This is a genomic window from Streptomyces sp. NPDC056128 (genome assembly GCF_042263835.1).
Classification (GTDB): Bacteria; Actinomycetota; Actinomycetes; order Streptomycetales; family Streptomycetaceae; genus Streptomyces.
Window position 1 is genome coordinate 421,676 of sequence record NZ_JBHJVQ010000002.1, and the last position, 25,356, is coordinate 447,031.

At 69.1% G+C, this 25,356-nt stretch carries 15 protein-coding genes and 2 pseudogenes; 9 read left to right on the top strand and 8 right to left on the bottom strand.

Annotated elements, in window-relative coordinates; translation table 11 throughout:
* Positions 1-490 precede the first annotated feature (490 nt).
* The 3 genes from ACFC1X_RS05810 (at position 491) to ACFC1X_RS05820 (ending at position 11,298) form a co-directional block, all read left to right on the top strand.
* Positions 491-3,793, top strand: a complete 3,303-nt coding sequence (locus ACFC1X_RS05810; RefSeq protein ID WP_376349778.1) for a LamG-like jellyroll fold domain-containing protein — start codon at positions 491-493, stop codon at positions 3,791-3,793.
* 126 nt (positions 3,794-3,919) lie between these two features.
* The gene (locus ACFC1X_RS05815) at positions 3,920-10,855 is read left to right on the top strand and encodes a polymorphic toxin-type HINT domain-containing protein (protein WP_376349080.1); all 6,936 of its coding nucleotides are present in this window, start codon (positions 3,920-3,922) and stop codon (positions 10,853-10,855) included.
* A gap of 5 nt (positions 10,856-10,860) precedes the next feature.
* Positions 10,861-11,298: a barstar family protein gene (locus tag ACFC1X_RS05820; protein WP_376349081.1), complete on the top strand. Its 438-nt coding sequence runs from the start codon at positions 10,861-10,863 to the stop codon at positions 11,296-11,298.
* Between the two features lie 123 nt (positions 11,299-11,421).
* Here the strand turns inward: ACFC1X_RS05820 and ACFC1X_RS05825 are convergent.
* A pseudogene (locus ACFC1X_RS05825) lies at positions 11,422-12,157 on the bottom strand (IS5 family transposase).
* Between the two features lie 121 nt (positions 12,158-12,278).
* Positions 12,279-12,677 (bottom strand): hypothetical protein, encoded by a 399-nt coding sequence (locus ACFC1X_RS05830; protein WP_376349083.1) that lies wholly within the window; start codon positions 12,675-12,677, stop codon positions 12,279-12,281.
* 353 nt (positions 12,678-13,030) lie between these two features.
* Here ACFC1X_RS05830 and ACFC1X_RS05835 point away from each other — a divergent pair.
* A pseudogene (locus ACFC1X_RS05835) lies at positions 13,031-14,307 on the top strand (IS1380 family transposase); the annotation flags it as partial.
* Between the two features lie 251 nt (positions 14,308-14,558).
* Positions 14,559-14,864 carry a barstar family protein gene (locus ACFC1X_RS05840; RefSeq protein WP_376349084.1) on the top strand — a complete coding sequence of 102 codons (306 nt, stop codon included), beginning with the start codon at positions 14,559-14,561 and terminating at the stop codon, positions 14,862-14,864.
* A 785-nt stretch (positions 14,865-15,649) separates the two neighbouring features.
* Here the strand turns inward: ACFC1X_RS05840 and ACFC1X_RS05845 are convergent.
* Positions 15,650-16,573 carry an NAD(P)-dependent oxidoreductase gene (locus tag ACFC1X_RS05845; protein WP_376349086.1) on the bottom strand — a complete coding sequence of 308 codons (924 nt, stop codon included), beginning with the start codon at positions 16,571-16,573 and terminating at the stop codon, positions 15,650-15,652.
* A 116-nt stretch (positions 16,574-16,689) separates the two neighbouring features.
* On the opposite strand from ACFC1X_RS05845, the gene ACFC1X_RS05850 reads away from it, so the two are divergent.
* On the top strand, positions 16,690-17,082 hold the full coding sequence (locus ACFC1X_RS05850; RefSeq protein ID WP_376349088.1) for a winged helix-turn-helix transcriptional regulator: 393 nt from the start codon (positions 16,690-16,692) through the stop codon (positions 17,080-17,082).
* On the opposite strand, the gene ACFC1X_RS05855 is transcribed toward ACFC1X_RS05850, so the two are convergent.
* Both ACFC1X_RS05855 and ACFC1X_RS05860 read right to left on the bottom strand, forming a co-directional pair.
* Positions 17,020-17,646, bottom strand: a complete 627-nt coding sequence (locus ACFC1X_RS05855) for a class F sortase (protein ID WP_376349779.1) — start codon at positions 17,644-17,646, stop codon at positions 17,020-17,022. The two genes, ACFC1X_RS05850 and ACFC1X_RS05855, sit on opposite strands and share 63 nt — an antisense overlap.
* Before the next feature lie 121 nt (positions 17,647-17,767).
* Entirely contained in the window at positions 17,768-18,301 is a 534-nt protein-coding gene (locus tag ACFC1X_RS05860; protein ID WP_376349090.1) for a hypothetical protein, read from the bottom strand.
* A gap of 293 nt (positions 18,302-18,594) precedes the next feature.
* Between ACFC1X_RS05860 and ACFC1X_RS05865 the strand changes: the two genes are divergently transcribed.
* A complete protein-coding gene (locus ACFC1X_RS05865; RefSeq protein ID WP_376349092.1) occupies positions 18,595-19,182 on the top strand; it encodes an NADPH-dependent FMN reductase in 588 nt (195 codons plus the stop codon).
* Positions 19,183-19,248: 66 nt separating this feature from the next.
* On the opposite strand, the gene ACFC1X_RS05870 is transcribed toward ACFC1X_RS05865, so the two are convergent.
* Positions 19,249-20,892 (bottom strand): M4 family metallopeptidase, encoded by a 1,644-nt coding sequence (locus tag ACFC1X_RS05870; RefSeq protein ID WP_376349093.1) that lies wholly within the window; start codon positions 20,890-20,892, stop codon positions 19,249-19,251.
* Positions 20,893-21,047: 155 nt separating this feature from the next.
* On the opposite strand from ACFC1X_RS05870, the gene ACFC1X_RS05875 reads away from it, so the two are divergent.
* Complete coding sequence (locus ACFC1X_RS05875) at positions 21,048-21,476, top strand: gamma-glutamylcyclotransferase family protein (protein ID WP_376349095.1); 429 nt, start codon at positions 21,048-21,050, stop codon at positions 21,474-21,476.
* Positions 21,477-21,497: 21 nt separating this feature from the next.
* On the opposite strand, the gene ACFC1X_RS05880 is transcribed toward ACFC1X_RS05875, so the two are convergent.
* Both ACFC1X_RS05880 and ACFC1X_RS05885 read right to left on the bottom strand, forming a co-directional pair.
* Positions 21,498-23,585, bottom strand: a complete 2,088-nt coding sequence (locus ACFC1X_RS05880; protein ID WP_376349097.1) for a molybdopterin oxidoreductase family protein — start codon at positions 23,583-23,585, stop codon at positions 21,498-21,500.
* A gap of 103 nt (positions 23,586-23,688) precedes the next feature.
* Positions 23,689-24,390 (bottom strand): vancomycin high temperature exclusion protein, encoded by a 702-nt coding sequence (locus tag ACFC1X_RS05885; RefSeq protein WP_376349099.1) that lies wholly within the window; start codon positions 24,388-24,390, stop codon positions 23,689-23,691.
* A gap of 164 nt (positions 24,391-24,554) precedes the next feature.
* Here ACFC1X_RS05885 and ACFC1X_RS05890 point away from each other — a divergent pair, with 164 nt between their 5' ends.
* Positions 24,555-25,334 (top strand): sirohydrochlorin chelatase, encoded by a 780-nt coding sequence (locus ACFC1X_RS05890; protein ID WP_376349101.1) that lies wholly within the window; start codon positions 24,555-24,557, stop codon positions 25,332-25,334.
* Positions 25,335-25,356: the final 22 nt, after the last annotated feature.

Genomic DNA, 25,356 nt, shown 5'->3' on the forward strand with positions numbered 1-25,356 from the left:
TGTTGGGGCGTTAGTTACTTCCGGCTACTTTTGAAAATCTTGTGGGCGGGGTGTGACGGGGATGTGGACTCGGTTGCAGGGCGGGAGCCTTGCTCTCTTCCGACGGAGCAATAGACCGGCGGGAGCCGGTCGTGTGCCTGGCAGGGGCAGGGGAGCTGGCCTGGCTGCCGTGGCTTGTGTCGCGTTGGCGGCCTCACTGGTGCCCGGGCCGGTGGCTTTGGCGGCCGGGAATGACCTGCCTGCCGCGCCGTTGTCGGAGGGGCAGAAGGCCCTTGAGGCAGCACAGGAGTCTGGTCAGCGGGTCGAGGTGACCGGGGAGCGTACGGAGCGGACGACAGTGTTCGCCAATCCGGACGGTTACACGTTCACGCTGGAGGAGTCGGCGGTCCCGGTACGGGTGCAGGCCTCTGGCGGGGGCTGGAAGGCGCCTGACGCGACGCTGGAGAAGAGGCCGGACGGCACGGTGGGCCCGAAGGGTGCCGCTGCGCAGATGGCGTTCTCCGGCGGCGGTGACATCGGCCCGCTCGCGCAGATCGAGGACGAGGGCCGGTCCCTGACCCTGGACTGGCCGGGTGCGTTGCCCGCTCCGCGGCTGGACGGCTCGAAGGCCGTCTATCCGGAGGTTCTGCCGGGTGTCGACCTGCAGGTCACTGTCACCCCGGAGAGCTTCCAGCCCGTCTTCGTGGTGAAGAACCCTGAAGCCGCGGCCGGCGAAGAGCTGAAGCGGCTCACCTTCGGTCTCCAGACCAGCCATCTCACCGTCCGTGAGGGCGCGGCCGGCAACCTGGCCGCGGTCGACGGCAACGGCAATACGGTGTTCAGGGCGCCACCGGCGAGGATGTGGGACTCGGCTGGACAGGACGCTGCCGGCGGTGCCCAGCCCCAGTTGGTGACCGCGGATGCCACCCCGGCGGACGATCCCGCGGACCCGTCCGAGGCGGCTCCCTCCGGTGGCGGTGTGGAGCCTGGCCAGGGTGACACGGTGGCGCGGATGGATGTCGAGGTCGGTGCTGGTTCGCTGGCGGTGGTTCCGGACGCGGAGATGTTGACTTCCACCGAGGAGTCGGCGTTTCCGCTGTTCATCGATCCGACCGTGACGTGGGGCGAGTCGGAGCGCACGCTGCTGCGCAGCGACGGCTACGAGTCCTACGGGTGGGGCAACGGCGACGACGGCCAGGGCAAGGGGGTGGGCAAGTGCGGGTCCTGGAGCGGCTACTACTGCGGTCCGGGCTACGTGCAGCGTCTCTACTTCGAGTTCTCCCCGGCCAGCCTGAAGGGCAAGCAGGTTCTGGATGCGACCTTCCGGGTGACGGAGCCGTGGGCCTTCCAGTGTGATCCGCGTCTGGTGGACCTGGTGCGTACGAACAACATCTCGTCGGCGACCACGTGGTCCTCGCGGCCGAAAGAGCTGGACTGGATGGTCGACCGGTGGGTGTCCGCCGGGCGTGGCTCGGCCTGTGACCCCAACTCGCCGGACGCGCCGATCGAGTTCAACGACAACCCGGAGGAGTCGAACGAGAATCTCACCCCGACCGTGCGGGACTTCGCGGCCGGCAGGTTCTCCCGGCTGACACTGGAGCTGCGCGCGAACAACGAGTCGGACACCGCCGCGTGGAAGCGGTTCAAGAATGACGCGGTCCTCGCGGTGGACTTCGTGGGGCTGCCGGACAAGCCGACCGGTGTCGGTTTGCAGGGCGGCGGGACCAGCACGGCACCGGTCTGTGAACGCAGTGCGAGCGACCCGGCGATCATGTCCGACCCCACACCGCTGCTGAAGGCGACCGCGCAGACGAAGTCGGGCGGGGAGAAGGACGCGCAGCTGCGGGTCTACTTCGACGTCGACGTGCAGAACGCCGACAAGACCTGGACGGATGTCAGTCCGGGCAACGGTTCGCTGAGTCCGTCCACCGGCTATGTCGGCGACGGACGTGCCCTGTCGTTGACCTGGTCGAAGCTGGCGGACGGCAAGCTGTACCGGTATCACGCCTGGACCTGGTCGTACTACGGCTCCAGCTCCCTGAGCAGCGCCGCCTCCGACGGCTACTGCTACTTCCGTGTCGACTCCCTGCCGCCGAAGCCGCCGCAGGTCACCCTCTCCGTCCCGTACACCGAGTGCACCAGCGCTGCCTGCGTGGCCGGTGGCGGACCGGGTGTGACGGCGTCGTTGACGTTCAAGCCCGCCACTGGGGACGCCAACAGTGCCTACCAGTACAAGCTGTCCTCCGACGCCGCATGGTCGGCCGAGCTCAAGGGCACCACGGCCACAGCGAAGGTCACACCCGGGCGCGGGGGCTTGTACCGCGTGTACGTGCGGGCCAAGGACAGCCTCGGCTGGGGCGGGCAGTCCGTGACCGACTTCCTCGTGGACTCGGGCGACGCCCCGGTCGGCCAGTACCACTTCGACGAGCAGTCCGGAGCGGCAGTCGACTCCGCCACCGTCGACGGCCGCGACGACGCGAGCCTCTACGGCAAGGAGGCGGCACGGGACGACCGCGGCCGCCGCGGCATGATCACCCACGACACCGAGGGCAACGCCCTCGAGACGCCGGTCACGGACAGGGGCCTGGCCCTGAAGGGAACCACCGACTACGCGGCCACCAGCACAGCAGTGGTCGATACCCGGGCTTCGTACACGGTCTCGGCCTGGGCCATGCTCACGCCGGGCGTGGCGCGCAACCAGACGGTCCTGGGGCAGGACGGCGGCTTCTACAGCGGCTTCTACCTGACCTACCGGGAGGCGGACAAGACGTGGACGCTGAGCACGTCACCCAAGGACGCCACCGACGGCAACATCACTGAGCAGAAAGTGACGGCGACTCAGCCTGCCGCCCGAGGCGTCTGGACGCATCTCGCCGCGGTGTACGACTCGGGCAAGAAGCAGATCAGCCTGTACGTGAACGGCCGTCTGCAGGGCAGTGACACCGTGTCCGCGGCCTGGGCGGCAGAGGGCGGTCTGCAGATCGGCCGCGTGCTGTGGCGCGACGCCTACACCGACTACTTCGCCGGCTCGATCGACGAAGTCAACGTCTGGCAGCAGGCCCTGACTGGCGATCTCGTCGCCGACGAGGCCAGGCTGATGAACTCCCCGGACCACGCGGCGGTGGAGCTGGTCGCCGACTGGAAGGCCGACCGCGGCAGCGGCACCCTCGTCCAGGACACCAACTCCGGATACGGCCGGTCGCTGTCCCTGACCGGCGGTGCCAAGTCGGACGGTGAGGCGATCGTCTTCGACGGCACGGACGACGCGGCCGTCGCGTCGGGGCCGGTGGTCGACGACACGGGATCGTTCACGGTCACCACGCTGGCGGCGCTCGACTCGGACAAGCTCCTGGCCAAGCCGGTCGGCTACACCGGGCAGGTCCTCGGGCAGCGTACGGCGGATGGTTCGGCCTGGGGTATCTGGTTCGAGCGGGGCAAGGAGAAGACCGTCTGGGACGAAGAAGAGATGGTGGAAAAGACCGTACCGACGGGCTACTGGCGTCTTGGCCGGCTGAACGCGGACGGCACGTTCAGCGCGGTTGCCTCCACCGAGGAAGCCGTGATGGACGGCATGGTCCGCCTGACCGGCGTCTTCGACGCCCAGGCTGGGACGATCAGCCTATACCTGAGCCGCAACCTCAACGGGGGCCCGCAAGCCTTCACGGCGAAGGTCGGCTCGGGAGACTTCGTCCTCGGCAAGGGCTTCAGCAAGGACACCTGGCAGCACTTCCTGCCCGCCGACGTCGCCGAGGCACGCGTGTGGGCCGGCGCGATGACCACCTCGGAGCAGATCGACGAGACCGTGGGCGACTGACGGGACGTGAGGTGCGGACAACCAAATACGGGTGTCCGCACCGGAGGACAACGCGGCGGACTCGTCAGCGGGCTGCGATCAGCGTGCGGGATTTCTTGGACTCGGAATCGGGTGGGGCGGACAACGATGGTCTTTGGCATAGGCACCTCATGGCGGCGTGGCGACAGAACACCATGCCGCACGGGCCGGCTGCTGGCGCAGTCGCTGGCTCTGGCACTCGTCGTGCCAACTGGCTTGGCGCAGGTGGCGCAGGCCGTGGAGACGGGCGGTCTGGGGCGTCCTGACACACCCAAGGTCCCGTCGACCAAGGTCGAGGCATTCGACGGGCCGGGCGCGAAGAAGGCCCGCGCCAAGGTCGCCAAGGAGCGCAAGGCCAACGCCGCACAGGTCAAACAGGCCGCCGGGGAGCGGAAGGCCGACTGGCCAGACCACGGCACAGCGACCTTTGCCCTCAAGCCCGATACACGGCGTGCGGCCGCACCGGCCGGTGTCCCCGTCGTGCTGATACCGGAAGTCCCCACCAAGCAACGTTCCTCGGCTTCTGCTGGGGCGGCGGCCGGCGATGCGCAGATCACCGTTCTGGACCAGAAGGAAGCGCGCCGAGCGGACGTGACCGGTATTCTCCTGACGGCCGCGGCAGAGAACCCGGGCACGGCACAGATGAGTGTCGACTATTCCGCGTTTGCTTCGGCGATCGGCGGCGGCTGGTCTCAGCGCCTGCGGATCGTGCAGCTTCCTGCCTGTGCCCTGACGACTCCGCACAAGGCAGAGTGCCGCAAGCAGACGCCGCTGCCGTCGGACAACGACCTCAAGAACCAGACCGTCTCAGCGCAGGTCAGCCTGACACAGTCGCCACAGGGAGGCCCGTCCGCGCAGCTCACGGGCGAGGCAGGCAGCGCCGCATCCAGCGCGACAGTCCTGGCGGTCACCGCCGCCTCCACAGGTACCGGTCAGTCACCCAAGGGCACGGGCGACTATTCGGCGACGAAGCTGTCCGAGTCCTCGTCCTGGCAGGGCGGCGGCAGCTCCGGCTCCTTCACCTGGTCGCACGACTTCACCATGCCCCCCGCCGCGGCCGGACCGGTACCACTCCTGTCCCTGTCCTACGACTCCGGAAGCGTTGACGGCCGCACCGCGACGACGAACAACCAGACCACGACGGTGGGCGAGGGCTTCACCCTCACCGAGTCCTACATCACCCGCACCTACGGCTCCTGTGACGACGACGGCCATGACGACGTCTTCGACCAGTGCTGGAAGTACGACAACGCAAGCCTGGTCCTGAACGGCAAGTCGACCCGCCTGATCAAGGACAACACCAGCGGCAAGTGGCACCTGGAGAACGACGACGCCTCCACGGTGACCCGCTCCACCGGCGCCGACAACGACGACGACAACGGCGAGTACTGGACCGTCACCACCGGTGACGGCACCAAGTACGTCTTCGGCAAGAACAAGCTCGACGGCGCCGGCACCCAGCGTACGAACTCGACCTGGAACGTCCCGGTCTTCGGTGACGACTCCGGCGAACCCGGCTACAGTGGCGGCGACGCCTTCGCCGACCGTGCGCTGACCCAGGCGTGGCGCTGGAATCTCGACTACGTCGAGGACACCCGTGGCAACGCGTCCACGTACTGGTACACCGCGGAGTCGAACCACTACAAGAAGAACAAGGCCACCAACGCCAGCGAACCCTACAACCGCGGCGGCTACCTGAACCGCATTGAGTACGGCCTGCGCAAGGACGCCCTGTTCACTGACAAGGCCGACGCCAAGGTCACCTTCACCTACGCGGAACGCTGCACCGTCTCCGTAGCCGAGTGTGAGAGCGACAAGCTCACCAAGGACACCGCGGAGAACTGGCCCGACGTCCCGTTTGACGCGATCTGCTCCAAGAACGACGACGAATGCGACGCGGCCGGCCCGTCCTTCTTCACCCGCAAGCGGCTGACTGGCATCGATACCTTCTCCTACAACGCCCCCAGCAGCGCGTACGACCCGGTGGACTCCTGGACGCTGACCGAGGAGTACCTGGACGGTGGTGACATCGGTGACAGTTCCGACCAGGTCCTGACTCTGACGTCGCTCCAGCGCACCGCGAAGGCCGGCGACAGGGCCATCAAGGTCGACCCGGTCACGTTCACCTACCAGATGCGGCCCAACCGGGTCGACGCCACCGACGACATCCTCCCCCTGACTCGCCCGCGCATCTCCACCGTCACCTCCGAGGCGGGCGCGATCACCGAAGTGACCCTGACGTTGCCGGAGTGCAAGCGCAGTGAGGTCCTGGGCGCTGCACCGGACACCAACACGCGCTCCTGCTACCCGCAGTACTGGAACATCAACGGGTCCGAGGACGCGTCGATCGACTGGTTCCACAAATACCGCGTCACGGCCGTCGGTGTGCACGACCCCGCAGCCGCCAACCCGGCCGTGGAATACGCCTACTCCTACAGTGGTGCCGCCTGGCACCACAACGACGACCCCTTCACCCCCAAGGACGAGCGGACCTGGTCCGACTGGCGCGGCTACCGCCAGGTCACCTCCTACACCGGCGCTGCCGGCGGTACGCGTTCCAAGACCGTCTCGCTCTACCTGCAGGGCATGCACGGCGACAAGAAGAAGGACGGAACCACCAAATCCGTCACCGTGCCCCCGCTGCTCGACACGGACGTCGACTTCTCCGCCCCGTACGACAGCGACCGCTGGAAGGGAAGCCTGCGCCAGCAGGTCACCTACAACGGCAGCCAGCCCATCAGCAGCGTCCTGCACAACTACACGTACAAGAACACCGCCACCCAGACCGTCCCGGACGCCGCCGACCACACCGCCCTGTGGGTCCGAAACTCCTCGACCTACACCAGCACCTACCTCACCGGCTCCAAGACCTGGCGCACCCACACCACCGGCCAGAAATACGACGACCTCGGCATGGTCTACGCCGCCGACGACTGGGGCCAGGCCGGCCTGGGCGGCGACGAAACCTGCACCCGCACCTGGTACGCCCGCAACCCCGACGCCGGCATCACCAGCCTGGTCTCCCGCACCCGCACCGTCGCCAAGCAGTGCTCAATCACCGACACCAGCCTGAACCTGCCCACCACCAGCACCACCTCCGGCGACATCCTGGCCGATAGCGCAGTCGTCTACGACAAGACCGACGCCACGACCTGGTCGGCCACCCAGAAACCCACCAAGGGACAGGCCACCTGGACCGGCCGCCCCACCGGCTACACGCCCAGTGCTGCGAGCGACGGACAACGCCTGCCGTCCGACTGGCAGACCGTCACCACCACCACCTACGACACGCTCGGACGCCCCCTCGCCGTCACCGACACCGAAGGCCGTACCACCTCCACCGCCTACACGCCCGCCGATGCCGGCCCGCTGACCAGAACACTGACGACCGATCCCAAGGGGTACCGCTCGGTCAGTTTCCTCGACCCGCGCCGCGGCCAGGCTGTGCGCAGCTACGACATCAACTCCAAGAAGACAGAGCAGAGCTACGACGCCCTGGGCCGCCTGACCACGGTCTGGCTCCCCAACCGGGACCCCGCCAACCAGTCTCCCAACGCGAAGTTCGAATACCACCTCGAGAAGACCAAGCCGTCCTGGGTCTCCACCTCCACGCTGACCAATGCAGCCGACACCTACAACACGAGCTACGCGCTCTACGACTCCCTCCTCCGTCCCCTGCAGTCGCAGACGCCGACCCCCGAGGGCGGGCGGCTGCTGACCGACACCCGCTACGACACCCGCGGCCTCGCCTACGAGACGTACGCCGACATCTTCGACAGCACCAGCACCCCCAACGGCACCTACACGCGCGCCGAATACGGCCGCGCACCCCAGCAGACGGAAACCGTCTTCGACGGCGCCGGCCGCCCCACCACCAACACGCTGTACGTCAACGGCGTCAAGAAGTGGGCGACCACCACCAGCTACACCGGCGACTCCACCGCCACCACCGCCCTCGACGGCGGCTCCGCCCAGCGCACCGTCACCGACATCCGCGGCCGCACCACCGAAACCCGCGCCTACGCCGGGGAAACCCCCGCGGACGCCGACTTCGGCACCGGACCCGGCACCAACTACACCTCCACCGCCTTCGCCTACGCCCTCGACGGTCGGCAGACGACCATCACCGGCCCGGACAAGACCACCTGGTCCTACGGCTACGACCTGTTCGGCCGCCAGACCAGAACGGACGACCCCGACAAGGGCAAGGCAACCACCCAGTACAACGCGCTCGACCAGGTCATCAAGACCACCGACTCCCGTGGCAAGGCGATCCTGAGCGCCTACGACGAACTCGGCCGTCCCACCGGGACCTGGGTCGGATCGAAGACCGACGCGAACCAGCTCACCGCCCACACCTACGACACCCTCCTCAAGGGCCAGCCCACCGACTCCACCCGCTACATCGGCGGCAAGAACGGCGCCGCCTACACCCAGGCCGTCACCGCCTACGACACTATGGGCCGCGCCATCCACACCGAACTGCGCCTACCGGCCGACGATCCGTTCGTCGAAGCAGGCCAGCCCGCCACGCTCAAGGCCGAGACGGCCTACAACATTCCCGGCCAGATCCAGCGGACCAGGGAACCCGCTCTCGGTGGCCTGCCCGACGAGGACACCGACTACAAGCACGACGGCCTGGGCAACCTGACCGCCATCGGCAGCTACGTCACCGATGTCGACTACTCAGCCCTCGCCCAGCCGCAAACGCTGACCCTGGGAACCGGTGACGACAGCGCCTATATCGCCAACACCTTCGAGGCGGGCACCGGCCGCCTTACCCAGAGCTACGTGCAGGACCAGACCCACTCCTACCGGCCGCAGGACCTCACCTACACCTACGACCAGACCGGCAACATCACTCAGATCCGCGACAACACCACCCTCGGCGGCACCAGCACAGCCGACACCCAGTGCTTCACCTACGACGCCCACCAGCGCCTCACCGAAGCCTGGACCCCCTCCTCGCAGGAGTGCACCGACGCCCCCAGCACCACGACGCTGTCGGGCCCGGCTCCCTACTGGACCAGCTACTCCTACAACGCCGCCGGCCAGCGCACCACCGAAACCGAACACACCAGCACCGACACCACCAAAACCACCTACTGCTACACCAACAAGGACCAGCCCCACACCCTGACCGGCACCACCACCAGCACCGACTGCACCAGTCCCGACCGTACCTACACCTACGACACCACTGGTAACACCACCCAACGTCCCGGGACCACCGACAACACCACCCAGAACCTGACCTGGTCGGAAGAAGGCAAGCTCACCCGCCTCACCGAAGACGACCAGTCAACCGACTACCTCTACGGCGCCGACGGCACCCTCCTCATCCGCACCACCGAGAACGGCGAACGCGTCCTGTATGCCGGCGCCACCGAACTCCACCTCCGCGCCGACGGCACCACCTGGGCCCAGCGCTACTACGCCGCCGGCGGCATCACCGCCGCCATGCGCTCCAACCAGACAGGCACCACCAAGGTCACCTACCTCGTCAGCGACCACCACGGCACCGCCAGCCTCGCCATCAACCGAGACAGCACCCAGGCCTTCACCAAGCGCTACACCACCCCCTTCGGCGAAGAGCGTGGCAAAACCCTGTACGGCCCCTGGCCCGACGACAAGGGATTCCTTGGCAAGACCCGAGATGCCGCCACCGGCCTCACCCACATCGACGCCCGCGAATACGATCCCGGCATTGGCCAGTTCATCAGCGTCGATGCACTGCTGGAAACCGACAATTCCAAGACGTTGAACGGTTACAGCTATGCGGCCCAGAACCCTCTTACCTTCTCTGATCCCAGTGGAATGGGTCTCGCATGCGGAAAGGGTTTCGACACTCCATGCCCGAAGCGGCCTGATGGATCACGTGGCAATGGGCGACCGAATGAAGCAGTCGATTACTCTAAGCCGACGTACCAGGAGGAACTGGATACCGCATCGACCCTGGCCTACTTTACAACGGTAGGCCTCGCAGAAAGTGACGCTGCGTACGTTCGAAACTCGCGCACGGTCAGCCGAGAAGAATTCCGTCAAGCAAGGATGAAATATCAGGGCGCTCTTGACGGGGCTGTGTACGACACGAAGTGGATGATGTGGCTCTACGGGATCGATGAAGAAGTAATCGACAATTTCGGTGCCTGTCTCATCTTTGACTGCGCCAAGATGGTGACTGCAAACGATATCGAATCGATGCCCCTGAATAGACGGGGTTTCATGGAAGATCTTGGGCGGGCCTACGCGGAGGGTCGGGCAGCCGGCGAAGCCTACCGCGCTGCCGGAAAAGGTGCAGCGTCGCGTGCGGGAGGCTGTAAATGCTTTCTAGCTGGGACTGATGTCCTTATGGCCGATGGCACTGCCAAGGATATTGAAGATGTGCAGTTGGGTGACGATGTGCTGGCGAAGGACCCAGAGACCGGCGAAGAGGGAGCCAGAGAAGTAGCCCATCTGATTCGCACAGAGGATGACAAGCAATTCAATGAGTTGGCCATCGCTACCGGCGACGGTATAGAGAAGCTGACTGCTACGCACGAACACCCGTTCTGGTCTCCTTCGGAGCAGCGATGGATCGCGGCCGCTAATCTCAAGCCGGGCCTGACGCTGCTTACCGACGACAATCGCACTGTGATCGTCACAGGCAATCAAGCCTTTAGTGACCATGCGGTTACCTACAATCTGACCGTGGATGACTTGCACACGTATTACGTGCTAGCAGGTGAAACCCCGGTTCTCGTACATAACTCGGACCGCTGCCTCTCGCCGATTGGCGCTCAGGTCAATAAGGTAATCAACTACTGGGAGAAGACTGGAAAAACGCCGCCCGGCGTAGTGAAGGGCGGGAGGAAGGGTTTCCAGCGAGGCGTGTTCACCAATGACGCTGGCTTGCTGCCCAAGAGGCGAACTGGCTACTATCGTGAATCCGATGTATGGCCAACCGGTGGCGTGAACAGGGGGGCGCAACGTCTCATCTTCGGCGCGAAGGGTGAAGTGTACTACTCAGGTGATCACTACAAGACGTTCTACCGGGTCAAGTGAGCGGCATGGATGATTTCCAGGAATCTTGGGTCGATCCCGAAGAAGTAATCTCCGGACTCTCTCCGCAGCCCTATTTCCTCAATGAAGGTCGACGCGAAGAAGCGGTGCATGAATTGGGGTGCGCCGGGTTTGACGTGCTAGAAGTCGACCTTGCGCGGGTGCGGAGTGAATCCGAACTACTGGTTTCACTCGGAGGAGCCCTCTCGGCTCCCAGCTACTATGGGGCCAACTGGGATGCACTACGTGACGTACTTCGCGATCGAGGAACAGCGGCCCCTTTCAGGTTCGCGCTTGTCCTTTCGTCGAGCGCTGCTTTTCTTGGTGCAAATGTTCACGGTTTTATTCGATCCGTGGTGCTGCTGCAGATGATGGCGAGAGACGTGTCGGACATGAACGAAGGCTGTGGCCAATTGGAGATCTTCTACCTGGCGGACTGGGTATAACGGTGAGTCTCGCTGTCGAGGGCGACGGCTCTGATGGAGCAGAGGGCCGTCGTCCTCGGTAAGGGGTGAGGATCTGGGTTCTCAGAAAGGTTAAGTTCCGTATCTTAAGAACTCGTAACACGATCATGTTCGGTGCTTCTTGAGGCGCCTCCAGCAGATGAGGCTGCAGGCGAGGGAGATGAAGGCGTCGTGGAGTTCGGTGCGGCGTTCCCAGCGGACGGTGAGGCGCTTGAATTGGTGGAGGAGGGCGAAGGTCTCCCGGCGCTTGTGCAGCTCGCGCCGGTTGGGGTTGGAGTCGTAGCCCTTGTCGCCGAGCAGTGAGGCAGGGCGACGCCTCGGGCGGCCGGGGCGCCCGGCCACGGGCGGAATGCCGTCGACGAGGGCGAGGGCCTGGGTGACGTCGTTGACGTTGGCCGCCGTAGTGATGACCTTGAGTGGGGTGCCGCGTCCATCGCAGATCAGGTGGTGTTTGCTGCCCGTCTTCCGCCGGTCGACCCGCGACGGACCGGTGCCGGGTCCCCTTTTTCGCGCGGACGTGGGAGCCGTCGACGCACGCTCTGGACCAGTCGAGCTCGCCGGCCGTGTTCAGCTCGGCGAGCAGGATCTGGTGTAGCTGGTTGAAGGCTCCGGCCTCCTGCTACCGCTCCAGGCGCCGCCGACAGGTCTGTCCGGAGCCGAACCCCAGTTCCAGGGGCAGCAGTTGCCAGGCGATGTCGTTGTAGAGGACGTACAGGATGCCCTGCAGGCAGCGCCGGTCCGCCACCGGCTGCGGCCCCGGCGCCCGTTCGGGCCAGGGTGGCAGAAGCGGCTCGATCAACGCCCACAAGTCATCGTCCACGATCCAAGGCCGAGTACTCACAGCATCACGAAGTGCCCAACCGCCAGACCCGTCACGTCCAATCAGACCGCTTCAACAAGATCGAAACGAGGTCTAAGGGCGCCCCACACACAGAAAGACCCGCCCACGGAGTGCCAGAGACTTACGGCTGGTTGCGCCACTGTGAAAATGCGAGGCCGGGTCCAAGCTTGACCGAGGTGACGTCCTCGACGCGCTGCTTCGGAGTGTGCTCGCTGGTCGAGTTCTCTATCGGCCCTTCGGCCAAACCCCCTTGGTGGAAGGGAACCCGGTCGACCACCTCGCCGTCATCGTTGAGGAAGTCCAGGGTGCCCGTGATGGTGTTGTAGTGCTGTCCGCGCAGGATGCCGTCTACCGTCATCCGCACCGTCTTCTCTTTCCCCGATGGGCGGGACAGGTGAAGATGCTCACGCGCCGTCCGGGCCACCGCGGGTGACATGGTCTCCGTGCTGGCTGGGAAGACCTCGTTGTCACGCTCGTCGTCCAGGGCGTAGAGGAGCAGGCTGAGCAGTGCGGCAGACAAGGCCGCTCCGGCGGCCCACGACAGAAGGCGTGATCGGCGAGACATCTTGGCATCCTTGCACGTCGCCTCCGCGCCCTCCCTCCCCAGGCTGCCACACTCCCGTTTGTCGGCTTCGTCGGCCGCTGGTGTGGAGTCCGGGCACGCTGCCGCCATCCCGGCCCTGACCGGCCAGGTCGGCAACCGCCTTCGGCCGAATCGTCACACCGGTCACGACCAGCCAGGGACGCCTAACCTCGGGATTTCATGAAGCGGGCTGTCCGACAGGCGGTCAGGAAAGCAGATAGTGCCTCTGACCAGCAAGAATGAGGATTTTCGAGGTCCTTGTTCCTGCCACCGCGAGAGGAACTTCCCAGGTGAAGCACTCTATCGGGTCCTACCCGCGCGTCCGTGTCGAGGACAACGGCCGCCAGATCGTCTCCCAGGCCGGGTCGGTCCTGCTCGTCGAAGCGGTCCGCAAGACCGGTCTTGACCGGGCGATATCCGCCGCACTCGCGCCCTGGCGGAAGCCGCGGGCCGTCCACGATCCCGGCAAAATCCTCCTGGACCTCGCGCTGGCGGTCGCGCTCGGCGGGGACTGCCTCGCCGACATTGCCGCCCTGCGGTCCGAGCCGGATGTCTTCGGCCCAGTCGCCTCCGACCCGACCGTCTCCCGTCTGGTCGACACCCTTGCCGCCTCCGGCGAGAAGGCACTGCGGGCCATCCGCTCCGCACGGGCCGAAGCCCGCGCCCGTGCCTGGTCGTTGGCCGGAAAGAACGCCCCGGATGCCGACGCCAGGTCGTCGTCGATCTCGATGGCGTCCTCGTTATCGCCCACTCGGACAAGGAGGACGCGGCCGCGACCTGGAAGAAGACCTACGGCCATCACCCGCTGATGGGCTTTGTCGACCATGGCCCGGGGCCCGGGAACGCGGGCTCGAACACGGCCGCCGACCACATCACCGCCACCTGCCTCGCTCTGGCCCAACTGCCCAGGAAATACCGGCGCGGACGGCAGACGCTGCTCCGCACGGACTCCGCGGGCGGCACCCACGCGTTCGTGTCCTGGCTCGCCCGGCGTGGCCGGCGGCTGTCGTATTCCGTCGGAATGACGATCACCGAGGCGATCCACCAGCACGTGCTGAAGATCCCTGAGCCGGCCTGGACCTCGGCCGTCGACACGGACGGCGAGATCCGTAACGGGGCCTGGGTCGCCGGGCTGGCCGGCGACGTCCTGGACGGCTGGCCGCCGGGCACGCGGCTGATCGTCCGCAGGGAACGGCCGTACCCCGGGGCCCAGTTGAGGTTCACGGACGCAGACGGTATGCGTCTCACCTGCTTCGCGACCAACACCGCCGGCCGGCCGATCGCCGACCTCGAACTCCGTCACCGGCTGCGAGCCCGCGCGGAAGACCGCATCCGGGCTGCCCGGGCGACCGGCCTGCGCAACCTCCCCCTCCACGACACGGCCCAGAACAAGGTCTGGCTGGAGATCGTCCAGATCGCCTTTGACCCGCTCGCCTGGATGCCCATGCTCGCTCTGAGGGGTAAGGCCAGGCTCTGGGAACCCCGCCGCCTGCGGTTCCGCCTGTTCACCGCGGCAGCTCAACTCGTCACCACCGGCCGACGGCGCATCCTCCGCCTCGCCCGCCACTGACCCTGGACCGCCGAGATCACTGCAGCCCTGGCCCGGCTCGACCTCCTCCCCAACCCCCGGCTGACCAGCAGCTTCCCGTCCCCGCGACCGCCAGCATCACAGCCCGGGCAGTGGAACCCAGCGCCCACCCGACGCGACACTCGGGTCACCGGCCTGCCCGCGACCCCTCAGAGAATGCGAAACGGTCCACCGACTCCGTCGGCCGACCGTCGAGAAAGATCGAGGTTAGACGCGGGTACTCTACTGTGATGACGAAGAACGTTCAGTCCGTGTTGGTGGTTGACCTGCGAGGGAAATCAATCAACACGCTAGACGAATTCTGGGACGCTGTCATCGGGCCCTGTGGTTTGCCGAAGTGGTTCGGCCGAAGCACTGATGCATGGGCGGATGCTATTCAGACCCGAGGCATCTCTGAGGTGATCGACAGTTACGACACCTTGGTCGTCCATGTTGATAATCAGGGGATCTTCGCTGCCCGCCACCGTGAAGCCCGTGCGCTGCGACGCGCCTTCGCGGGGCGCCAGTCACGCCTGGTCGTGCACGACCCAACGTGATCACCAATACATTTCCTCGACGCTCTCAGTGAGCCACTCTGCACCTGTCCTTGCTACTTCTTCCTGATCCTGCAATAGGGCCGCTAAGGGTTGTCCCGTAAATGACCTTCTCGCTGTCTCGGGCACGGTGGCCCGCCGTGCGGCCCGCTTCCCTATCCGGCGAGTGCGAGGTTGTGCATCCGGGCGATGCCGAGCATGGGGTGGTGACGACAGTGGTTGATGGCAACGTCAGCAGACGGGGGCGGCGCAGGGTGGCGGTGGAGTGGCGGAGGTCGTGGAAGCGGATGCGGCGACAGTCAAGCGAGCCGAACCCGACCCCGGAAGCGACCGCATCGGACTGCAGCGGCTGCTGCGTGTTGACGTGGTGCTGTGCGGTGTTCGGCGGAGTCAGCCTGGCGGAGCCGAGAGCCGAGAGCCGTGATCGTGGTCGGCGTGCTGGAAGCACACGTGGCGGGTGATCTCTCAGCGCGCCCGCCTTTCGAACCCGTCCTGCAGTAGCAGCGGGGCGGCTCGACCAGTCCCTCCATGACGATGGCACGGTCGTTGGCGTCAACGCCGGTGACAGCCCTGAGGGCGCGCGCTTCAGGAAGGGCGGCATCCAGGGCCGGCCTCACCCACGCGTTCTTGCACAGAGTGATCTGTCCGAACGGACAGATGTCACAGAGTTCCCGCACGCAGTAGTGGCGTCTGTAGTCGGCCCTGGATGGGCATCTTCCGCGGCCATAAGTACGGGGCCGAGTAGCAGGCCGACGGCAGCTTCGCCACTCTCCAGCGTCGAACACTGCCTAGGCGCTCGCCCCGCCCCGCCGCAGATCCAGCAGCTCCACCACCCCCGTCCCGTCCTCCTCCCCATGCCCCTCGGCGAGCCACCGCTCCATCAACCCCATGTACGGCGTCAGCAGCTCCTTGCTCACCCCCTGTTCCTCCGCCGTGCGCAGCAGCGTCGCGTTGCCTGCCACCTGCATCGCGAGGTTGGAGACGACGCCGTGGGAGTAGTCGCCGCGCTCCAGTTGCTCGGCGGTCAGGTGGACGGCCGGGGCCATCGAGGTCAGCCAGGACGCCAGCAGCGGTGCGAAGTCGCCGGGTGCGATGTCCTCGCGCCGGATCAGCGCGAAGGCGTGTGAGATGCCAGCGAACATGCCGGTCATCGCGCTCAGCAGCGCCACGTCGTGCAGGGCCGCGAAGCCCGCGTCCTCGCCGACGTAGCGGGTGCCGGCGGGGACGGTGAGGGTGTCGCGGTGCTCGGTGAAGAGGGCGGAGGATCCGCTGTAGAAGACGTAGCCGCCCGAATCCGCGGCCCCGATCATCGGCGGTACGGCCATGATGCCGCCGTCCAGGAAGCGTGCTCCGCGCGCGGTCGCCCACGCGGCGCGGGTCCTGCCGTCGGCGGGGGTGCCGGTGGTCAGGTTGACCAGGTCTCGGCCGGTCAGGTCGACGCCGTCGAGGGCCGCGCCGACCGACGCGTCGTCGAGCAGGCAGACGATCACCAGGCGGTTTGCCGAGACCGCCTCGGCGGCGGTGCGGGCGACCGTGGCGCCCTCGGCGGCCAGGGCCTCGGCACGGGCGGGGGTGCGGTTCCAGACGGTCACGGGGTGCCCGGCGGCCAGCCAGGCGCGGACGAGGGCGGTGCCCATCGCGCCGGCGCCGAGGACGGTGAGCGGAGTGTGCGGAGTGCGTGGAATACGGGGAGCGGATGTCTTGTCAGTCATGGTGACAAGCCTCTGATGGCGGGCATGGCCGCTCAAGTACGCACTTCCAAGTGGGTGGTTACCTCGGGGGAAGAGTCCGGGCAGGGGACGTTCGACAGGGTGAAGGGGTGACGGGGATGGGTACGGCACGGCGGCCGGGGGCGTACGTGTGCGGGGTCGACGCGGCGATGGACGTGATCGGGGGGAAGTGGAAGGTGTTGATTCTTTGGGCGCTCGGCGAGCGGATCCGCCGCTTCGGGGCCCTGCGCCGGGAGCTGCCGGGCGTGACGGAGAAGGTGCTCACCGCACAGCTGCGGGAGCTGGAGGCCGACGGCATCGTGCACCGCGAGGAGTACCCCGAGGTGCCGCCGCGCGTCGAGTACTCGCTCACCGCGCGGGGCGTCGCCCTCAACGAGGCGCTGGCGCCGCTCGGCCTGTGGGGCAAGGCGCACGTCCTGGGCGACGGCTCACCGGCTGCCGGTCAGGTGCGCGAAGACGACGACGTTCCCCTGGTAGCCGGTACTGCGTGAGTAGTCGCCGCCGCAGGTGATGACCCGCAGCTCGGGCCGGAGCGCCGCCCCGTACACCTTGGCGTCGGGGAAGTCGTCGGCGGCGTAGACCTCCACCGCGTCCACCGTGAAGACCGCGACGCCGCCGTCCCGCCGGTCGACCTCGATGGTGGCGCCCTTCTCCAGCGCGCCGAGCCGGTAGAAGACGGCGGGGCCCTCGGCGTTGTCGACGTGCCCGGCGACGATCGCGGTGCCCCTCTCGCCGGGCGTGGTGCCCGCCTCGTACCAGCCGGCGAGGTTCTTCTTGTCGGCGGGCGGTACGTCCAGGCTGCCGGAGGAGGTCAGACCGAGCCCAGTCAGCGGGGCGTCCACGTCGATCGCCGGGACGCGGATCCGGTCGGGTGGGGAGGGGGGAAGGGCCGGTGCGGCGGGCGCCTGCCCGGCCCGCCCGGTGCCGGAGGAGGCCTGCGCGGCCGACGGCTGCGGCGGGGCCTCGCTCTCCGTGCCGCCGACGAGCAGCCACGCCCCGGAGCAGAGAGCGACCGCGGTGACCGCGGCTATCGCGGTGTTGCCGACCCTGCGCATGTACATCCCCTCTCCAGTCGGGCCTGGTTGTCTCCCCTGCCCCCTCCGGGCCGCGAGGGGCGTCGGACCCGGAGGGGGTGGGGAAGTGCGGTACCGGCGGACGGGCAGCGGAGGGTGCCCGTCAGATCCCGTCGCCTCTCGCCCGGCGATGCAGGAGCCAGGTACCGCCCGCGGCGGCGACGGCGAGAGCCGCCACACCGGCCGCGGTCTGCACGGGGTCGGGGCCAAGAGCGCCGCCGACCCCCGTCTTCACGCTTCCTCTGGGGTACACCGGCGCGTCGGCCGAGGTCAGCGTCACCACCAGGTCGCCCGTCACCCGCTGCTCGTCGTCCCCGCAGGTCGCGACGATCTCGTACGTTCCCGGATGCGCGCTCGGCGGCACCTCGAAGTGGCCGGCCGCCTCCCCGTCACCCGTGCCCGGCGCCAGCGGGAACGTGCCGGCGCCGACCGCGCTGGCGTCACCGGCCGCCGAACCGTCCTCGCCGCACCACGCCGTGGTCACCATGGCCCGCTCGCCCGGCACCACCGAGGACGGGTACACCTCCAGGCCACCGGTCGGTGCGGCGTCCCCGGCGTACACGGTCGCCGGGGAGGCGAGGCCGACGGCCGCGACGGCGAGCGCGGTACCGGTCAGCAGGCGGGCGGTACGTCGCATCGGTGCTCCTTTGAGCTCTTCGGTGGCCCCTGCTCTACCGAGGAAAGTGGCAGCGGACCCGGCCCGCTCCCCGAGCGCCCGGCGCGGATTGGGATGAACGGGTGTCGCCGGTGCGCCGGACGCCACCGCGCGGGACTCCGTTTCAGCAGGTCACGGGGGCGTGCCGGGTGAGGGCGAGAAAAGATCCCGAAGGGGGCGGGACGGGGGTGTGAACGGGTGACCGGCGCCGCCGAACGGGCCCGCCGTCACCACGGCTTGACCTCAAGTTTGGTCGAGGTATCAGGCTGTTCCGCATGGACACCACGACCGCCCCCCTGCGGGTGACCCTCCTTGTCGGCAGCAACCGCCACGGCCGCTTCGGCCCCGTCGTCGCCGACTGGCTCCTGGACCATCTCCGGGCCCACGACGACCTGATCCCGGAGGTGGTCGACGTGGCCGAGACCGACCTCCCCACGACGTTCGCCTCGACCCCGGAGGCGACCGCCGCGCTGGCCGGGGTCACGCCCAAGCTCGCCGGCGCCGACGCGTTCGTCGTGCTCACGCCCGAGTACAACCACTCGTTCCCGGCGGGCCTGAAGAACGTCATCGACTGGCACTTCACCGAGTGGCGGGCCAAGCCCGTCGGCCTGGTCTCGTACGGCGGCCTGGCCGGCGGCCTGCGCGCCGCGGAGCACCTGCGCCAGGTCTTCGCCGAACTGCACGCCGTCACCGTCCGCGACACCGTCTCCTTCCACAACGCGGGCGCATCCTTCGACGACGAGGGCACGCTCAGGGACCCGTCTGGGCCGGACGCCGCGGCGAAGACGATGCTCGACCAGCTGGTGTGGTGGGGACGCGCGCTGCGCGAGGCGAAGGAGAAGCGGCCCTACGACGACATCTGAGAACGCGTGAGGCCGCCCAGGTTCCGTAACGGAACCGGGGCGGCCCACGTCGCGTGCGCGGCGGGCTCAGCCCACGTTCACCGCGCTCCACGCCGCGCCGACCGCGGCGTACTCGGCGCTGTCGGTGCCGTACAGGTCACCGGCCGCGCTCAGGGTGGCGGCGCGGGCGCCCGCGTAGTCCGTGGACGACGTCATGTACACCGTCAGCGCCCGGTACCAGACGTCCCCGAGCTTGTCCCGGCCGATCCCGGAGACCGAGGAGCCGTCGCAGGTGGGGGAGTCGTACCGGACCCCGCCCACGGTCCGCGCGCCGCTGCCCTCGGCCAGCAGGTAGGCGAAGTGGTTGGCGATCCCGGAGGAGTAGTGGACGTCCAGGTCGCCCACCGCGGTGCTCCAGCAGTCGGCCGAACTGCCGTCCCTGCTGGGCTTGTCCATGTAGCGCAGCGCGTCCCGGCCGAACCCGTCCCGGACCACCTTCTCGCCGATCAGGTAGTCCCCGGCGTCGGTGGAGTTGCCCGCGTGCCACTCCACCAGGGTGCCGAAGATGTCGGAGGTCGCCTCGTTGAGGCCGCCCGACTCGCCCGAGTACGTCAGCGCCGCCGTCGACGAGGTCACCCCGTGCGTCATCTCGTGCCCGGCGACGTCCAGCGAGACCAGCGGCCCGAAGGTGCTCCCGTCACCGTCGCCGTACGTCATGCAGAAGCAACTGTCGTCCCAGAAGGCGTTGTTGTACTTGTTGCCGTAGTGCACCCGGTTGTACGACCCCTTGCCGTCGCCCGCGATGCCGCTGCGCCCGTGCACGTCCTTGTAGTAGTCCCACGTGACGTCGGTGCCGTACTGCGCGTCCACGGCGGCCGAGGCGCGGTCGCCGGCGCTCCCCGTGCCCCAGTGGTTGTCGGCGTCGGTGAACGGCGTCGAGGGGGCCCGGACCAGGCAGATGCCGAGGAAGCACAGGTCGGTCTGGTTCTCCGCGTCACCGGTGTAGGTGCCGCCGCGCGTCGGGTCCTTGAGCTGGTACGACGACCCCGAGGACGTCGTTTCCAGCGGCACCGTGCCGCTGTACAGCGACTCGCCGTCGCCCGCGGCCGTCTCGATGGTGTCCCAGGCGTCGATGCGGGCGCCGGTCCCGGCGTCGGTCAGCACGGTGCGCGCGACCGGGTTGCCGAGGGGGTCCATCGCCGCCGCGTTCGTCCGCCAGGCCAGCTTCGGGGTCCCGTGCAAGGCGTCGACCACCAACTGCGGTTTGGCGGTGAGCTTCTTCAGCAGCTCGCCCGGGTTGGCGGCGCGCAGCGCGTTGGCGGCCAGGTCGGCGGCCTTGGGAGCCGACAGTTTCGGGGTGACCGTCGGCAGGGAGACGCGGGCCTCCGTCGCGCGGTCCGCGCCGCGGAAGTCGCCGTCGGGGGCGAGGTGGAGGACGAAGTCGCCGCCCAGGACGGGGAGTTCGCGGTAGGTGCGGTCGTAGCGGACGTGCTGGGTGCCGTCGTCGTCGACGATGACGTCGCGGACCTCGGTGTCCTGCGCCGCGGTCAGGCCGAGGGCGTCGGCCCGGTCGGCGAGGACGGCGGCCGCGTGTCCGAGGGCGTCGGCGGAGGTGGGTCCGTCGTCGGCTTGGGAAGTGGGGACGAGGACGGTGGTGAGCAGCGCGGCGGTGGTGGCGGCGATGCCGGCCGTGGCGAGACGGGAACCTCGGACGTGCCGTATTCGGCTCATCGGACTCCTTGGGGAGGAGCGCTACGGGGCGCGTGGGGGTGCGGGGGCGTGGGGAAGTGGGGGTGTTGACTCAGATTTAAAGGACCCCCGGCATGTCATGTCCATAGCCCGTCGGTGAAGATCATGAGGGGCATGAGGCGAGAGAATGACCTCTCGTGGACACCACGCGACTGCCGTTCTTCGTCTACGGGACCCTGCGCCCCGGCGGCGTGAATCACGACGCCTTCCTGCGCGGACGCACCCGCGCCGAGGAACCCGCCCGCCTGCACGGAGCGTTGCTCTACCCGGGCCCCGGCTACCCCTACGCCGTGGAGGCGCCCGAGGCGCCCGAGGGGACCGTGCGCGGGGAGGTGGTCACCGCGCTGCCCGAGGAGTACGACGCACTGCTCGCCGAACTGGACCGGCTGGAGGAGTACGTGCCGGGCGACCCGCGCAACCTGTACGACCGGGTGACCAGGACCGTCGTACGGGACGCCGACGGGACGACCCTGCGGGCCTGGGTGTACGTCGCCGCCCCCGCGGTCGCGGTCCGGCTGCGGGCGAGGGGCAGGCCGATCGCGGACGGCACCTGGTCCGTGCGATGACGGCCGCGGCCCCGCCGTCGCCTACCGCGCCACCTCCACCCGCACCGCGCACACCTTGAACTCCGGCATCCGCGAGGTCGGGTCGAGGGCCGGGTTGGTCAGCGTGTTGGCGCGGCCCTCGCCCGGCCAGTGGAAGGGCATGAACACGGTGTCCGGCCGGATGCCGGTGGTGATCCGGGCCGGTGCCACCGCCCGCCCCCGCCGGGACACCACCGCCAGCGGGTCCCCCTCCGCCGCCCCGAGCCGCGCCGCCAGCCGCGGGTGCAGCTCCACGAACGGGCCGGGCGCGGCGGCGTTCAGCTCGGCCACCCGCCGGGTCTGCGCCCCGGACTGGTACTGCGCCACCACCCGCCCCGTGGTCAGCAGGACCGGGTACGCGTCGTCCGGCTCCTCGGCGCTCGGCCGGTGCGCGACGGGCACGAACCTGGCCCGGCCGTCGTCGGTGGCGAAGCGGTCCAGGAAGAGACGCGGGGTGCCCGGGTGCGGGGGAGTGTCCTCCTGCGGCGCCGGGCACGGCCAGAACACGCCGTTCTCCTCCGCGAGCCGCCGGTAGTCGATCCCCGAGTAGTCCGCCGGACCGCCGGCGCTGGCCCGGCGCAGCTCCTCGAAGACCTCCTCGGGCTCGGTCGGGAACCCCTTCTCCACACCCAGCCGGTCGGCCAGGCCGTGCAGCACCTCCAGGTCGCTGCGGACCCCGTCCGGCGGCGTGATCGCCCGCCGCCGCAGCAGCACCCGCCCCTCCAGGCTCGTCGTCGTCCCCGTCTCCTCCGCCCACTGCGTCACCGGCAGCACCACGTCCGCCAGCGCCGCCGTCTCGGAGAGCACCACGTCGCACACGGCCAGGAAGTCCAGCGACCGCAGCCGCCCCTCGATGTGCGCGGCCCGGGGCGCCGACACCACCGGGTTGGACCCCATCACCAGCAGCGACCCGATGTCCGTGCCCAGCGCGTCCAGCAACTCGTACGCACTGCGCCCCGGCCCCGGCAGCGAGTCCGGGTCCACGCCCCACACCTCGGCCACGTGCCGCCGCGCCGCCGGGTCCGTCAGCTTGCGGTAGCCCGGCAACTGGTCGGCCTTCTGCCCGTGTTCGCGCCCGCCCTGCCCGTTGCCCTGCCCCGTCAGACAGCCGTACCCGGACAGCGGCCGCCCGGCCCGCCCGGTCGCCAGGCACAGGTTGATCCACGCGCCCACCGTGTCCGTGCCCTTGGCCTGCTGCTCCGGCCCGCGCGCGGTGAGCACCATGGCCGCCTCCGGCGCGCAGAACAGCCGCACCGCCTCCCGCAGTTCCGGAACGGACACCCCCGTGATCCGCTCCACGTACTCCGGCCAGTGCGCCATCGCCGCCGCCCGCGCCTCCTCCCAGCCGGCCGTGCGGTCCTCGACGTACCGCTCGTCCACCCGCCCCTCGGCGACGACCAGGTGCAGCATGCCCAGCGCCAGCGCCAGGTCGGTGCCGGGCCTCGGCGCCAGGTGCAGGTCGGCCTGCTCGGCGGTCTTCGTGCGGCGCGGGTCGACGACGATCAGGGTGCCGCCGTTCTCCCGCAGCTCGGTGAAGTACCGCAGGGACGGCGGCATCGTCTCCGCCGGGTTCGACCCCACGAGGATCACGCACCCCGTCTTCGGGATGTCCTCCAGCGGGAACGGCAGCCCCCGGTCGAGCCCGAACGCCTTCGTCCCCGCCGCCGCGGCCGACGACATGCAGAACCGGCCGTTGTAGTCGATCTGCGAGGTGCCCAGCACCACCCGGGCGAACTTGCCCAGCGTGTACGCCTTCTCGTTGGTCAGCCCGCCCCCGCCGAACACCCCCACCGCGTCCGCGCCGCGCTCCGCACGGGTGCGGGCCAGGTTCCCGGCGATCCGGTCCAGCGCCTCGTCCCAGCCGGCCGGCACCAGCTCACCGCCGGCGGAACGCACCAGCGGCGAGGTCAGCCGCGCCCCCGACGCGAGCACTTCCGGCGCCGTGCGCCCCTTGCCGCACAGCGCGCCCCGGTTCACCGGGAAGTCCGCGCGCTCGCTCACCTCGACGGTCCCGTCGGCGGCGGGCGTCAGATTCATCCCGCACTGCAGGGCGCAGTACGGGCAGTGCGTGGGCGTGGCGGTGTTCTGCATGCCGTCCAGCCTGCGGCTTCCGTGTTACGCGGCCGGGCGGCGCTCTGTTACACCGCCGGGACGGCGACCTCCCCGCCGCCCTCGGGCCACGGTGAGGGGCGGCTCATCCGGCGCCGTCGCCTCCGGCGTCGGCCAGGGCCCGCGCCACCCCCGGCTCCTTCGGCCCGAGGAAGTGCGGGTCCGGCTCGACCGCCGCGTCCAGCGCCGCCTTGCCCGCCGCGAGGATCTCCCGGGCGCCCCCGTAGTACCAGGTCACGTCGTGGCGCTCGGCCACCCCGACGCCGTACGACGCCACCCCCGCCTCCTGGCAGAGCGCGACCGCCCGCCGGATGTGGAAGCCCTGGCTGATCAGCACGGCCCGGTCCACCCCGAAGATCTTCTTCGCGCGGACGCAGGAGTCCCAGGTGTCGAAGCCCGCGTAGTCGCTGACGATCCGCCCGTCGGGCACACCGTGCCGCACGAGGTAGGCGCGCATAGCGTCCGGCTCGTCGTACTCCTCCCGGCTGTTGTCCCCGGTGACGAGCACCACCTCGATCCGCCCCGCGCGGTACAGCTCGGCCGCCGCGTCCAGCCGGTGCGCCAGGTACGGCGATGGCTCGCCCTCCCACAGCCCGGCGCCGAAGACGACGGCGACCTCGGTGCGCGGCACGTCGGCCGTGGTGCGCAGCCGGTCGCCGGTGACCAGGTGCATCCACGTCGCGGGCAGCAGCGCCAGCACGCACCCCGCCACCACAGCCTGGATCAGCCGCCGCTGCCCCGTGCGGGTGCGCGGCAGGCGCGGTCTGCGAAGTGTCGGGCGGCGCATCGGACGGTTCCCTCCCCGGTCGGTTCCTGCCCTCAGGGACGTACCGGAGCGCCGTCCGGTTCGCCGGCCGCTCACACGCGGTGGGCGGCGGCGTGTGAACCGGCGGAAAATTGTCGTGACGCCCACGCAACGGGAAGGCAACGTCACCCGGCCACGATCGGTGCATGACGGTGATGACAGTGACGGGCAGCACGAGCACGCGGGCCACCGGCGGAGCACCCGCCCTGGTGGTCGTCGCCCACGGCAGCCGCGACCCGCGCGCCCTGCGCACCGTGAGCGCCCTCCTCGACCGGGTCCGCGCCCTGCGCCCCGGCCTGCCGGTGCACCTCGGCCACATCGAGCTGAACGAACCCCTGCTGCCCGACACGCTGGCCGCCCTCGGCGACGGCGCGGCGGTCCTCGTCCCGCTCCTGCTCAGCCGCGGCTACCACGTCAAACGGGACATCCCCGACATGGCCGCCGCCTCCCCGGCCCGCACCCGCGTCGCCGCCCCGCTCGGCCCGCACCCCCTGCTCGTGGACGCCCTCCACGCCCGCCTGCTGGAGGCCGGCTGGCCCACCCGCGCCCCCCGGGACGCGGCCGTCGTCCTCGCCTCCGCGGGCTCCCGCGACCCGGACTCCAGGACCGACACGACCCGCACCGCGTCCCTCCTCGCCGCCCGCCTCGGCGTCCCGGTCCTCCCCGCCTACGCCTCGGCGTCGACCCCCACGGTCCCGGACGCCATCCACACCCTGACCTCCCGAGGCCACCGCCGAGTGGCCGTGGCCTCCTACTTCACGGCCCCGGGCCGCTTCGCGACGGAGTGCACGTCATCGGCCCCCTGGATAGCCGCGTCCCCCCTGGGCACCCACCCGGCGATGGCCCACCTACTCCTGCACCGCTACGACGAGGCGGTGGCGACATCGGCAATGACGCCGGGCGCGAATCGGCTGGCGCGCACCTGACTGACTCAGGGGCGCGGGGAAC